The organism is Paenibacillus sp. L3-i20 (genome assembly GCF_022180385.2).
In the GTDB taxonomy this organism is placed as follows: domain Bacteria; phylum Bacillota; class Bacilli; order Paenibacillales; family Paenibacillaceae; genus Pristimantibacillus.
Genome location: NZ_BQME02000002.1, coordinates 1,461,519 through 1,474,775, shown reverse-complemented (window position 1 = coordinate 1,474,775; position 13,257 = coordinate 1,461,519). Strand labels below are relative to the sequence as shown.

Sequence of the window (13,257 nt, the reverse complement as noted above, 5' to 3'; positions counted from 1 at the left end):
GGTGTCCATGGGCCGAAAAGAAATGATCGCTATGCTGCTTGCAGGAGGCGAAGGAAAGCGACTTGGTGTATTGACAAAAGATTTAGCGAAACCGGCAGTATATTTCGGCGGGAAATATCGCATTATCGATTTCACGCTCAGCAATTGCGCCCATTCAGGCATTGATACCGTAGGTGTACTGACGCAATACCAACCGCTAGAGCTTAATCGATACTTAGGAATCGGCAGTCCCTGGGGTCTTGATCGTCGTGATGGTGGGATGACCATATTGCCGCCGTATGTAAAGCAAAGGGGTGGAGTGTGGTACAAGGGAACAGCAAATGCCATTTATCAGAACATGGCTTTTATCGAGCGTTATAATCCGGAATACGTGCTTGTTATATCGGGTGACCATATTTATAAAATGGACTATGATCTGATGCTGCAGCATCATAAAAGCTGCGAGGCGGATGTCACGATAGCAGGGATTCAAGTTGATTGGAAAGAAGCAAGTCGATTTGGTGTTATGCATGTAGATGATGAGGATCGTATTTTAGCTTTTGAAGAAAAACCAAAAAACCCAACTAGTAACCTCGCTTCGATGGGTGTTTATATTTTCACTTGGAAGGCACTTCAAAAATATTTAATTTATGATGAGTCCAACCGAGCATCCAGCAATGACTTCGGTAAAGATGTTATTCCAGCGATGCTGCGTGATGGATTGCGTTTACATACATATGCATTCAAAGGGTATTGGAAAGATGTCGGGACGATAGAATCGCTATGGGAAGCAAATATGGATCTAATAGCAGATGAGCCATCTCTTGATTTGTATGATCCTGAGTGGCGTATTTTTTCTGTAAGTCCGAATCGTCCAGCACAATATGCTTCAGAGACAGCGGAGGTTACGTCTTCTTTTGTAACAGAGGGCTGTGTGCTTGAAGGATTCGTGGACCGATCTGTACTTTTCTATGGTGTTCATGCAGAAATCGGTAGTCAAGTTACGGAGTCTGTTATTATGCCGAATGTTCGGATAGGTGCTGGAGCACATATTCATAGAGCTATTATTGGCGAAGGTGCTGTTGTGCAGGCGGGAGTTAAGATTGGTGATCCTAATGATGATGCTATTACTGTTGTTGCGGTGGAACAATATGTTTCTATCGAACATCAACTGCTGGAGGTAGAACAATCATGAAGCATAAAGTATTAGGGGTCATCAATCTTATTCATGAAACCGATGAGCTGGAGAGATTGACGCAAGGACGTTGCTTGGCTACGGTACCTTTTGGCGCTAGATATCGTTTAATTGATTTTGTCTTGTCCAGCATGGTGAATTCAGGGATTAATAATGTAGCTGTATTTGCACATACAAAATATCGTTCGCTAATGGATCATCTTGGATCAGGGAAACATTGGGATTTACAGCATCGCCAAAGTGGATTATTTATTTTGCCGCCTGCTACAGATGATATTCAAGAGATTAGCAGAGGCGATCTCTATCATTTCTACCAGCACAGAGATTATTTCAAACGTTCTTCGCTCGAATATGTCGTAATTTCCAGAAGTCATATGGTTTGCAACATTGATTTTGAAGATGTTATTGGCTTCCATCTGGAGAAGGGTGCAGATATTACAGTTGTTTGTAAACAAGGTGAGCAAATAGCAGGGAAGGCTCGCAAAGTGAAGATGGGTATTGATGGCCGAATTACAGCTATTCAGGACCATTACGGTCGTATGCTTAGCGATACAACTTCAATGGAGATGTATGTAATGCGCAAAGAGCTTTTAATGGAGTTAGTAGAAACGTCACTTGCTCAGGGGCATGATCATCTCGATAAACATGCTATTTTCTCTAGACTTGATCAACTGAATGTATACGGATATCAATACGAAGGTTATTTGGGCGTCGTTAACACGCTTGCAAGCTATTATGAACATAATATGAATCTATTAAAACCTAATGTGTGGCGTGAATTGTTTTTCCAGCCGGGTCCTATTTATACAAAAGTTAAAGATGCACCTCCAACAAGGTATTCATCTGGTTCTAAGGTGAGAAATTCGCTCATTGGTAACGGATGTCGCATCGAAGGTACTGTCATCAACAGCATCCTGTTTAGAGGTGTGCAGGTTGAAAAAGGTGCAATCGTCAAGGATAGTATCATTATGCAAAATGGTCAAATCGGCGAAAATAGTCAAGTTCATTACAGCATATTGGATAAAGATGTGAGAGTCGAAGAAGCTCGTGACATTCGTGGAGTAGGCAGTTCTCCGTTTTTGGCTGGCAAAAGAAAATTGATTTAAGTGCTGAGGCGGTCGCATAGGCCGCTTTAACTTCTTAAGGGGGTTAAGGGAGAAGATGAAGATTTTGTTCGCCACTTCAGAGGCAGTGCCTCTTGCCAAAACAGGCGGTCTTGCGGATGTAGCGGGAGCATTGCCGAAAGCATTGAACAAACGGGGAGCTGACGTTAGAGTCGTATTGCCTAAATATGAGGAAATAGCAGATGAATATATCAACCAATTTGAGAGAATTGCCGAATTTCAAGTTTCTTTTGGCTGGAGGAATCAATATTGCGGACTTTTGAGGGCTACAATTGCTGATGTCACTTATTATTTGATCGACAATGAGCTGTACTTCAAGCGCAGAGGGCTGTACGGATACGGTGACGATGCAGAACGATTTGTTTTCTTTTCCTTTGCTGTTATGGAAGCTGTTCGCTATATGGATTTTCATCCAGACATTGTGCATTGCCATGATTGGCAAACGGGGCTAATACCGTTTTTACTTCGAACAAGATATGCGTATGATCCTGCATGGGCATATACAAAGTCAGTTTTTACGATTCACAACTTAAAGTATCAAGGTATTTTCGGGATCGATTTGTTGAAGGAGTTGACAGGAGCTGGAGATGAACTATTTGTAGCAGAAAAACTTGAGTTTTACGGTGCTGCAAGTTGTATGAAGGGTGGAATAGTGTATGGGGACAAGCTGACAACAGTTAGCGAATCGTATGCACAAGAAATTCAAACGCCTTATTATGGTGAAAATTTAGACTCCCTTCTGCGTTATCGGGCCGGTGATCTAGTTGGTATCGTTAACGGAATAGATGAAGACCTTTATGATCCTATGAATGACTTATCGCTTCATACACCTTACCGGAACTCACTTTCACGTAAGCGTAAAAATAAGATTGATCTACAAACGGAGCTCGGACTGCCACAATCAACAACCATTCCGCTTATAGGCATCGTATCCAGACTTGTTGAGCAAAAGGGCATTGATCTTATAGCAGCAACGCTCGATGATCTGCTACACGAAGAAGTTCAGCTCGTTGTACTTGGAGCGGGAGAATGGCGTTATGAGGAGCTTTTCGCAGATGCTGCAAGACGTTATCCTGACAAAGTTGTTGTATGGTGGGGCTATAGTGACCGAATGGCACGTAGAATCTATGCAGGCTCTGATATGTTTGTTATGCCGTCAAAGTTCGAGCCTTGCGGATTAAGTCAGCTCATAGCGCTAAGGTATCGCTCCGTTCCTATCGTTCGGGAGACGGGAGGGCTAAAGGATACGGTTCAGGCATATAACGAATATACCGGGGAAGGTAATGGCTTCAGCTTTTCTAATTATAATGCTCATGATTATTTGGATACAGTGAAACGTGCAATTACTAGTTATCACGATGAGGAAACGTGGAAGCAGATCGTGGACAATGTCTCACGTGGAGACTATAGCTGGGATGTGTCGGCAAAAGCTTATTTGAACGTATATTCACAACTGCTCCCTCACCGAAAGGAGAACGAAAGATGGCCCGTCATCTTGTAATCGGCAACGGAAAGATGCTGCTTAATCTGGATCAACACTGCTACATTCGTGATATTTATTATCCATACGTTGGTCAGTTGAATCACGTCGGTGGGCATTATTGCCGATTAGGTATTTGGGTGGAAGGAGTATTCTCCTGGCTTGATGAGCCGGAATGGAGCTTCGAACTTGATTATATTGAGGATTCGCTGGTCACGAATATTGTAGCAAGACATCATCGACTTGGTGTGGAATTGTATATGAACGATGGTATACATCAGAGAGAGTGTATTTACATTAAACGTGTCGTAGTGCGGAATCGAACGGATCAGGCAAAGGATGTCAGATTATTTTTCCACCAGGATCTTATGATCGATGGTTCCGAAGTGGGAGATACTGCCGTATATTATCCTGAGAATCATAGCTTGTATCATTACAAACGTTCCAATTATTTTATGTTTAACGGCTTCTCTGATGAAGGCGGGATCATGCAATATTCTACAGGAATCAAAAGGTTTCAGTCGGCCGAAGGTACATGGAGGGACGCCGAGGATGGTGTATTAATGGGCAATACGATTGCCCAGGGATCTGTAGATAGCACGATAAGTTTCCGCACGCGGGTGGAGGGTCAATCTGAGAAAACGATATATTATTGGATGTCTATTGGTCGTAACCTTGAGGAAGTGAAGGAGCTAAACCAATATGTTCATGACAATCATCCTGAGAAGCTTCTAAGTCGGATGGTCGTTTATTGGAATCACTGGCTGCGCAGATCAGATGATGATTTGGGAGATTTGCCGCAGTCAGTTGTGAAGTTGTTTAAATTAAGCCTGTTGCTTGTCCGAACGCAAGTGGATGAGCGCGGAGCTATCTTAGCAGCTAATGATACCGATATTTTGCAGTACAACCGTGATCATTATAGTTATATGTGGCCCCGAGATGGTGCATTGATTGCCGATGCGATGTCGATGGCTGGATATCAAAGCGTCATTGCGCCGTTTTTTCATTTCTGCGCGACAGCGCTGTCTCCTGATGGGTATTTGTATCACAAATACAATCCAGATGGAACGGTAGGCTCGAGCTGGCATCCTTATATCGTGCAAGGCAGCAGAAGACTGCCTATTCAAGAAGATGAAACGGCACTTGTGCTGTTTGCTTTATGGAAGGACTACTCTCGTCATGGTGTGATTGAATTGCCGCAATCGCTTTATAGCAATTTGATCCGTAAAGGTGCATCCTTCTTAAGTCAGTATATGGAGCCCTCACTTTCATTGCCGAAGCCCAGCTATGATTTATGGGAGGAGCGCTATGGTATATGGACGTATACAGCGGCATCAGTATATGGTGGTTTGATGGCAGCGTCATTTTTTACGGATCTATTCGGTGATTATGAACGGAGCGATCATTACAAAAGTACAGCCCAAACGATTAAACAAGGTATTATTACTCATTTGTGGGATGAGGAGTCAGGTCGATTTGCCCGTGGGCTTGTTCAAAAGGAAAATCGTTGGGTGAAAGATATGACACTTGAGAGTAGTGTGTTCGGTATTTTTGAATTCGGTGTATTGCCTGTGGACGACGATCGAGTTATTAGAACGATGAAGTCAATTAAAGAAGGACTTCAAATTAAAACGGATATTGGTGGTATTGCAAGATATACAAATGACTACTATTTCCAACAATCGGGTGATATTGAAAAAGTACCGGGTAATCCATGGATTATTTGTACACTTTGGGTGGCTAACTTCGAGATTGACTCCGCACAATCGCTGCAAGATCTAGAAGAACCTAAAAGAACGCTGGAATGGGTTACTAGGCATGCTCTACAAAGTGGCTTATTACCAGAACAGCTTAATCCATATGATGGTTCACCTTTGTCGGTCGCACCGTTGACTTGGTCACATGCAACAGTTGTGCAAAGTGTTTGCAGGTACGGAGCGAAATATAAAGCGCTTAAATTAAGGGAACAGTAATGAGTAAACCGACCGAAAAAATTTCGGTCGGTTTTTTGTGTTAGGTTGGCGGCGGCTGATCAATGGGGAACTGCCGTATATGTTTAATTCTAGAGTCCTGAATGACACGCATGCTGTTGCCAATGTGTATGCTTGAGGCTGCACCGATTGCAATTATTCGAATGCAGCCTACGACTATAGCTGGGGAGCAGTTCATCCGATGTAAGGTGATCGCATCTCCAGCTTCGAAGACAGGATCATTCAGCTCTGGACGAGGGCGGTCAAATATACGATAGGATTCGAAATAAACTTTACCCGAAGAGGCATGATCAGTTGATCTTTGAACAGCAAGAGCTCGTAGTTTGGCGTTTGTTTCTCCTCGGTCACCAAACTGGATGGTTGTGGAGGATGACACGTTAATAACGCTTATTATACCAACCTTAGAAGTGCGAATAGGGAAAATACCACAGTTGCATTGTTCACTGTCACTATTCACCATGAACGTTTGACTCACCAATTGCGTCTCTTCCATCTCTTGGTTCTGGCAATGGAGCAAGCGGTCCAACAATAACTGACTCCGGCGGCGTGTCGAACATTGAATAAAGCGCAACTTGATCGGTATCTCCAACTTGCAGCATCGACGCACTCGAAACGCCTAATATATCAATTTCACCAACAGTGAGGCAATGATTGATTACTGTAAATTTCACCATAAACTAAAGTCCTCCCGGCAGTGCATTTCCTTCTTTCAATTGTCGCATATACGCACTGATCGCTGTTTCTGCATCCTGTTTTGTTTTGCCATATACATCGTCGATAAGGAGATTAGGATATGCGTCGAGTGCCTCCTTATCTTCTTTCTTCATCCGTTGCAAATAATAGTGAATACGGGTTGGCATTTGCTTCCGAACATCTTCGATTATTATTTTGCGATGATAGGGGTCCAGAGGCAGTGTTAATGCATCTTCATGTTGCATGAGTAAGTGGGGGGCATCGTTATCAAGAAAATGATTTAGCTTCCTGAAAATATCGTTATAGGGTCCTTCGGGCGGCGTAATAGCAGGGCTAGCTGATGGATATTGGTTTTGATTATTGACGGAGAGTTGCTCGATATTGCTTGAGAATGGCTCTACTCCATTCCCACCATTTCCTCCCATGCCTGGAGCAGTCATTCCAATGTTAAGAGTACCATCAAGCTTTTCCACTTTAAGCTGGTCAAAGTGGTATTCAATGCTTTCGATATTATAGGTTGGTTTTGCTTCCAACTTCTTGAGCTGAGCACATAGATCGGCCACTGTACATTCCAATTGCTCGATTTGTAATTTGTTATTCTTAAGCCTTTGCTCAACAGCATTGGACCAGACCTGCCATGGAGAAAGCTGATTTTGTTCTTTCATCTTGTAATTCCCCTCCATGCGAACGAATTGATCTATATTTGAGCTGGGCTTGGTAATGGAACGAATGACAGAGGATTTTCTTCGCCTAGTTGTGGCGCTGGTCCAGTAAATCCTCCACTATTATAAAGCTGTGACAACGAACGAATTGCGCCAGCACTACCAACTTGCAAGACAGAACTGTTCGATACGCTGTCCACACGTAATTGATGAATCGTAATTTGTTGATGAATAGTCCAGCTCAAATTGCATTCACCCCATTACCAATTTCATTGTTCACATTATCTTGAAGGTCAGGGTCTACCGAATTAGTAGCACTAACAGCGGAATTGGAATTTGTTAAGCTTCCCGTTAAGAATGAACCGGAACCTGCGTAGGCTTTGGAATTGCTTGAAGGTGACACCTGGACGGTATCGCCGAATTGAACGATTGAGGCTGATCCGACGCTTACAATTTTGACAAAACCGACAACTGATGGCATTTGCATCACTCCCGTCATCTTCTCGATATTTGATATTCTATGCGGCATTCGCCTAGAGGTTACCGATGAATATGTATCCTGTGAGTAGGCATTCGCATATGGTAAGAGAAAGATAGGAGGCAGGTGAATTGTGGAATGACTTCGAAATGGGAGGATCTTGAACGGTGGATGGAGGGTCAAAAGCTGCCTCGAGGCTTCGAAGTGCTGCGTGAACCAGATTGGGTAGAGCACTTCGTTCGGAAAATGATGACCAAAGCTCTGCCTGATGTAGCAGGTCATATAACCGGTTCCCGTTCTGCAACGATTACAGAATCGAAGCAATATATCGTAGTCAAATTCAAGCTGCCTCCTGGTTATGTCCGTGGTGGGATTAGGTTACTTGTCCGAGAGGATATGCTCCGAATCGAAGGACTCCCTGGAGGGAAGCATGAGCTTGTAAAGCTGTCTAAGCTCATACAACCTCGGATATGCCGCACTTCGGTTAAAGATGAGATTCTTTATGTTAAATTACGTAAAAGAATAAGAAACCGTAAAGTTGTAGAGTGTCAAATCCAGTGGGATTAGATTGGTATATTGCAAAAGAGCGTATCTCAATGATGCGCTCTTTCGATTTGTCACGAAAAAGTCTGGAATTAGTTGTTACAGCGGCTGGATAATGAACGGTGTATCCCTTATAATGGCTAATAAAGTGAATATTTTGGGCTGAAGAAGGAGTGTCGTCATGTCATTAGTTGATGTAAGCGGCGTATCGTCTACGTTGTTTATACTTGGAGTTATATTTCTATTGCTCATTTTTGGTTTATTGAGCTTTGGAATTCTTCGTATGTTCCAGCAAAAGTTTCGTGTAGGTTGGTTTTGCTTCGGGGGTGCGATTGTAAGCTTTAGCGTGTTTATGTTTATACTTAACAAATGGTACATATGACGATGTCGATCGAGCTAGATTAAGGGTTAACCTTGGGGGTATGAGATTGTTCTGGACCGCAGTATGGTTTATTGTGAATATATTATTTGTTACATCCGCAATTGTTACTTTGTTTATGCAAAGAGCTTACACGGAAGGGAAGTCACAAGCGGCTGCTCCCGAAAAACTTAAATCATTAAAGTCACGTCGTCAAATATTAATTGTGATTACGATTATATTATTCATTGCGATGTGCGCTAGCTTTGTTATGAACATGAAGATAAATGGATAACAGGGGCTCTCATTGACGAGAGTTCTTTTTTTCGGCATTATAAAGAGAGAAACTTTCATATTCGGAGGATCGACAATGCATACTATAGAAGAGATCGTTAGCCGAATGTCGAGTCAAGGGCTGCGCGTTACGGATCAACGTAAGACGCTAGCAAAGTTGTTCGCGGAAACGCCAGGTTACTTGTCGCCGAAGGACGTCTATGAATTTATGGGCAAAACGTATTCCGGTTTAAGCTTTGATACTGTTTATCGTAATTTGAGAGTGATGGAAGAACTGGGTGTGCTGGAGCAGGTTGTGTTCGAGGAAGGTGCTAAGTTTAAACTGCATTGCAGGGAAGAACATCACCATCATCATATGATATGTTTGCAATGTGGAATCACATATCCCATTAAGTTCTGCCCAATGGAACAAACAACAGTACCGGAACAATTTCGAGTAGTGAAGCACAAATTTGAAGTGTTTGGATACTGCAAGGAATGTTTCCAGGATGAAGCTTCAGCAGAACAGCAATGAAAGGTGATAAGCGAATGATGCGGCGTATTGTAAAGGCGCCAGTCCATTTTTATCGCAAGGCCATTTCACCGTGGAAACCACCAACGTGCAGATTCTACCCTACTTGCTCTGCATATGCGCTAGAAGCAATTGAACAGCATGGTGCGGCCAGAGGAGCTTGGCTTGCAGCCAAACGAATTGGTCGGTGTCATCCGTTTCACCCCGGCGGGTTTGATCCTGTACCGGACGCTGCTCCTCGTGCAGCAGAGAAATAGGGTAACATGCACAAAAAAAGAATTGTCCTTGCTTGACAGCATGTCAATGAATTAGATATATTTGTGAAATATAAGTAAGCCGATGAATGGATGAGTACAACGGAGAACCCTTCGCAGAGAGCCGGGCAAGATGGTGCAAGCCGGCAGGGGCAATGTTGGAATATGGTCCTGGAGGCCCCCTTTCGAGCCGAGATTGCATATTCGGTAAGGGAGAGGCGTAACGTCAGCGTTAATGACGATTGTCGTCAGAAGGCGACGTATGAAGCAGTTGCGAACCGGCTTAATTGCTCTAGATTTGGAACACTAGAGTGATATGGAGCGTAGCTGGAAGTTGGGTGGTACCACGTGAGTAACAACTCTCGTCCCATGTTGGACGGGAGTTTTTTGCGTTTTTTGAAATTGGGAAAATGCGCAAAATTATTATCTGGTATTCAGAAAAACAGGAGGAACTATCCATGACGAACAAATCATTTTATATTACAACGCCAATCTATTACCCAAGTGACAAACTCCATATTGGTCATGCCTACACAACGGTTGCGGGCGATGCTATGGCTAGGTACAAGCGCTTACGCGGTTACGATGTACATTATTTGACAGGCACAGATGAACATGGTCAGAAGATTGAGCGTAAGGCTAAAGAAAAGGATCAAACACCACAGCAATTTGTTGATAACATTGTTGTCGGAATAAAAGAGCTATGGGCTAAGCTTGAAATTTCTAATGATGACTTCATTCGTACAACGGAAGAGCGTCATAAGCTAGTTGTTGAGAAGATTTTTGCACAACTGCTCAAGCAGGATGATATCTACAAAGGTACGTATGAAGGCTGGTATTGTACGCCATGCGAATCTTTCTTTTTGGAGAGACAATTGAGTGACGGAAACTGCCCTGACTGCGGAAGACCAGTAGAATTAGTCAAAGAAGAAAGCTATTTCTTCCGGATGAGCAAATACGCGGATCGTCTTCTGAAATATTATGAGGATCATCCTGAGTTTATCCAACCGGAATCCCGCAAAAATGAGATGATCAACAATTTTATTAAACCGGGTCTTGAAGACTTGGCTGTGTCTCGCACTACGTTTGATTGGGGAATTAAAGTTCCTGGAGATCCGAAGCATGTTATCTATGTATGGATTGACGCTTTGTCTAACTACATTACAGCACTTGGTTTCGGTGATGAAGGGAAAGACGATAAGTACAAACAATTTTGGCCAGCGGATGTACATTTAGTAGGTAAAGAAATTGTACGTTTCCATACGATCTATTGGCCAATTATGCTAATGGCTTTGGAACTACCTCTACCTAAAAAAGTATTTGCTCATGGCTGGTTGCTTACAAAAGAAGGGAAGATGTCGAAGTCAAAGGGAACGGTAGTTGATCCTGTTGTGCTAATTGAACGTTATGGTCTTGATGCACTTCGTTACTACTTGCTTCGCGAAGTTCCTTTCGGTGCAGATGGTGCATTTACTCCTGAAAACTTCGTAGAACGCATCAACTTTGATTTGGCTAATGATTTAGGAAACTTATTAAACAGATCCGTTGCGATGATCGACAAATATTTCGAAGGAGCTGTACCAGCATACTCTGGTACGGTGACGCCATTTGATTCCTCGCTTCAACAATTAGCGACAGAAACAATTGAACAAGTTGAAAATGCAATGGAGCGAATGGAGTTTTCAGTAGCTCTAACCTCATTGTGGCAGTTTGTAAGCCGTACGAATAAGTATATCGATGAGACACAACCTTGGACGCTTGCTAAGGATGAGACGAAGAGAGAAGAATTGGGTTCTGTTATGCATCATTTAGCTGAATCTCTTCGAATTATTTCTATCATGCTGCAACCATTCCTCACTCATTCGCCTCGTGTAATGTGGGAGCAACTAGGCCTAGCTGATGGTGAGCTTACAAGTTGGGAAAGTATGCGCGCATTTGGCAGCGTGCCAGGTGGAACGAAAGTCAGTAAAGGTTCACCAATATTCCCTCGTCTCGAAATGGAAGAGGAAGTCGCTTTTATTGCATCGTCGATGAGCGGTGGTACTCCTGCTAAATCCGAAGAGCTTGTTCAATCTTCGGCGAGCATTGAGAAGTCAGTTGCTGGAGCAGAAGAGGGCAAAGAAGAAATTGCGATTGATGACTTTGCAAAGGTAGAGCTAAGAGTAGCTCAAGTATTGTCTGCTGAACCGGTTGCCAAAGCAGATAAGCTGCTGAAGCTACAACTCGATCTTGGTTATGAGAAGCGTCAGGTCGTTTCCGGAATAGCGAAGTTCTATAAACCAGATGAGCTTGTAGGGAAAAAGGTTATATGTGTGACGAACCTTAAGCCCGTGAAGTTACGTGGTGAAATGTCACAAGGTATGATTCTCGCCGCTTCCCATGGCGATCAATTAACTCTTGCAACAGTACCAGATTCAATGCCGAATGGGGCAATTGTTAAGTAAGAGAAATGTCATGTATATAGAAGTCGTTTCATTCCCGCTTAGGGTATGGAACGACTTTTTTTGTACTAAGCTAGTACTGAAGGGCAAAGAACATAGTAGAATTTATATTTGTTTTCTTGTATGAATTGTATATTGACATGGGCTAATAACAGCCGTATAATTCTAAACGTAATCATAACGATTACTATAAAGAGAAGACGACAGCAATTAGAATGGAGAATAATAGATGAAAACGAACAAATTCCGATCGAAATGGATATCAATAGTACTCGTATTGTGTGCAATGTTAGTTGTTGCTGCATGTGGCAAAACGAACACTCCCAATAATGAGACGCCAACCTCAACAACAGTCGTTCCAACTAAAGATGCCGAAGCAGTGGTGGAGAAACTTAACGTAGTAACTAGCTTTTACCCAATCTATTACTTAGCAACTGAAATTGGTGGAGAACATGTTCAAGTTGATAATCTTATCGCAGCAGGTATAGAACCGCATGATTGGACACCCAAGAGTCAGGATCTAAACAAAGCATCTAAAGCAGAGTTGTTTCTCTATCATGGAGCGGGACTAGAGACCTGGGTTGATGATTTCTTAAAGGGATTGTCTTCGGATAGTGGTGTAGTGACGAAAGAAATGAGCTTGGGTATACCGCTTATTAATAGTAATGCAGAGCTTATAGAAGAAGCTCATGACCATAGTGAGGAAGAACACGGTCACAGCCATTCTAGCGATATAGATCCTCATACATGGGTAAGTCCGAAGTCCGCATTAATATTGGCCCAAAATGTGAAAGATAGCTTAGTGTTAGCAGATAAAGCTAATGCAGACGTTTATACTGCCAACTATGAGGTTGTGTTAGATAAAATTAAAACATTGGATAATCAATATACTGCAGAACTAGGAAAAGCTAAGCAACGGAATATGGTCGTATCTCATCATGCTTTCGGCTATTTGGCAAGAGACTACAATTTAAAGCAAACCGCAATTATGGGAATAAACCCGGATGCTGAACCACGAGCGCAAGACATTATAAAAATTGCTAAGTTTGTGAAGGAAAATGATGTTAAATATATTTTCTTTGAAGAGCTTGTTTCGGATCAACTCGCTACAATGCTTGCTAGCGAAGCAAAAGTAAAGACGATGGTGCTTAATCCTTTGGAAGGTTTAACGAAGGAGCAAGAGAAGGCAGGAGAAACGTATTTGAATCTCATGCAACACAACTTGCAAAATTTGATGCAAGCATTACAATAGAG

16 protein-coding genes are annotated in these 13,257 nt (G+C 42.7%); 11 read left to right on the top strand and 5 right to left on the bottom strand.

Annotated elements, in window-relative coordinates:
• Nucleotides 1–7: 7 nt before the first annotated feature.
• From MFF31_RS20535 to MFF31_RS20520, 4 genes are read left to right on the top strand one after another with little or no spacing between them, the layout of a single operon-like run.
• Nucleotides 8–1,174, top strand: coding sequence for a glucose-1-phosphate adenylyltransferase (locus tag MFF31_RS20535; protein WP_238190556.1), 1,167 nt, complete (start codon nt 8–10; stop codon nt 1,172–1,174).
• Complete coding sequence (gene glgD / locus MFF31_RS20530; protein ID WP_238190555.1) at nt 1,171–2,280, top strand: glucose-1-phosphate adenylyltransferase subunit GlgD; 1,110 nt, start codon at nt 1,171–1,173, stop codon at nt 2,278–2,280. Before MFF31_RS20535 ends, glgD begins: the two co-directional genes overlap by 4 nt.
• Before the next feature lie 55 nt (nt 2,281–2,335).
• Nucleotides 2,336–3,799, top strand: coding sequence for a glycogen synthase GlgA (gene glgA / locus MFF31_RS20525; RefSeq protein ID WP_238190553.1), 1,464 nt, complete (start codon nt 2,336–2,338; stop codon nt 3,797–3,799).
• Complete coding sequence (locus tag MFF31_RS20520; protein ID WP_238190551.1) at nt 3,781–5,751, top strand: glycoside hydrolase family 15 protein; 1,971 nt, start codon at nt 3,781–3,783, stop codon at nt 5,749–5,751. The genes glgA and MFF31_RS20520 overlap by 19 nt, the downstream gene beginning before the upstream one ends.
• A gap of 40 nt (nt 5,752–5,791) precedes the next feature.
• Here the strand turns inward: MFF31_RS20520 and MFF31_RS20515 are convergent, their stop codons facing one another.
• Genes MFF31_RS20515 through MFF31_RS20495 form a run of 5 tightly spaced genes read right to left on the bottom strand, consistent with a single transcriptional unit; the run spans nt 5,792 to nt 7,605 of the window.
• Nucleotides 5,792–6,244, bottom strand: a complete 453-nt coding sequence (locus MFF31_RS20515; protein WP_238190525.1) for a spore germination protein GerPE — start codon at nt 6,242–6,244, stop codon at nt 5,792–5,794.
• Nucleotides 6,219–6,443, bottom strand: coding sequence for a hypothetical protein (locus MFF31_RS20510; protein ID WP_375541339.1), 225 nt, complete (start codon nt 6,441–6,443; stop codon nt 6,219–6,221). The genes MFF31_RS20515 and MFF31_RS20510 overlap by 26 nt, the downstream gene beginning before the upstream one ends.
• Before the next feature lie 3 nt (nt 6,444–6,446).
• A complete protein-coding gene (gerPC, locus tag MFF31_RS20505) occupies nt 6,447–7,127 on the bottom strand; it encodes a spore germination protein GerPC (protein WP_238190523.1) in 681 nt (226 codons plus the stop codon).
• A gap of 32 nt (nt 7,128–7,159) precedes the next feature.
• The gene (locus tag MFF31_RS20500; RefSeq protein WP_238190520.1) at nt 7,160–7,369 is read right to left on the bottom strand and encodes a spore germination protein GerPB; all 210 of its coding nucleotides are present in this window, start codon (nt 7,367–7,369) and stop codon (nt 7,160–7,162) included.
• On the bottom strand, nt 7,366–7,605 hold the full coding sequence (locus MFF31_RS20495) for a spore germination protein (RefSeq protein ID WP_238190518.1): 240 nt from the start codon (nt 7,603–7,605) through the stop codon (nt 7,366–7,368). Before MFF31_RS20495 ends, MFF31_RS20500 begins: the two co-directional genes overlap by 4 nt.
• A 135-nt stretch (nt 7,606–7,740) precedes the next feature.
• Here MFF31_RS20495 and MFF31_RS20490 point away from each other — a divergent pair, with 135 nt between their 5' ends.
• The 7 genes from MFF31_RS20490 (at nt 7,741) to MFF31_RS20460 (ending at nt 13,255) form a co-directional block, all read left to right on the top strand.
• Nucleotides 7,741–8,169 carry a hypothetical protein gene (locus tag MFF31_RS20490; RefSeq protein ID WP_238190517.1) on the top strand — a complete coding sequence of 143 codons (429 nt, stop codon included), beginning with the start codon at nt 7,741–7,743 and terminating at the stop codon, nt 8,167–8,169.
• Between the two features lie 157 nt (nt 8,170–8,326).
• Nucleotides 8,327–8,527 carry a hypothetical protein gene (locus MFF31_RS20485; RefSeq protein WP_238190515.1) on the top strand — a complete coding sequence of 67 codons (201 nt, stop codon included), beginning with the start codon at nt 8,327–8,329 and terminating at the stop codon, nt 8,525–8,527.
• Between the two features lie 40 nt (nt 8,528–8,567).
• A complete protein-coding gene (locus MFF31_RS20480) occupies nt 8,568–8,798 on the top strand; it encodes a hypothetical protein (RefSeq protein ID WP_248565545.1) in 231 nt (76 codons plus the stop codon).
• Between the two features lie 75 nt (nt 8,799–8,873).
• The gene (locus tag MFF31_RS20475; protein ID WP_238190511.1) at nt 8,874–9,311 is read left to right on the top strand and encodes a Fur family transcriptional regulator; all 438 of its coding nucleotides are present in this window, start codon (nt 8,874–8,876) and stop codon (nt 9,309–9,311) included.
• Nucleotides 9,312–9,328: 17 nt separating this feature from the next.
• On the top strand, nt 9,329–9,565 hold the full coding sequence (gene yidD, locus MFF31_RS20470) for a membrane protein insertion efficiency factor YidD (protein WP_238192170.1): 237 nt from the start codon (nt 9,329–9,331) through the stop codon (nt 9,563–9,565).
• Between the two features lie 455 nt (nt 9,566–10,020).
• Nucleotides 10,021–12,006, top strand: coding sequence for a methionine--tRNA ligase (gene metG / locus MFF31_RS20465; RefSeq protein WP_238190509.1), 1,986 nt, complete (start codon nt 10,021–10,023; stop codon nt 12,004–12,006).
• 226 nt (nt 12,007–12,232) lie between these two features.
• Nucleotides 12,233–13,255: a metal ABC transporter solute-binding protein, Zn/Mn family gene (locus MFF31_RS20460; RefSeq protein WP_238190507.1), complete on the top strand. Its 1,023-nt coding sequence runs from the start codon at nt 12,233–12,235 to the stop codon at nt 13,253–13,255.
• The last annotated feature ends 2 nt before the right edge of the window (nt 13,256–13,257 follow it).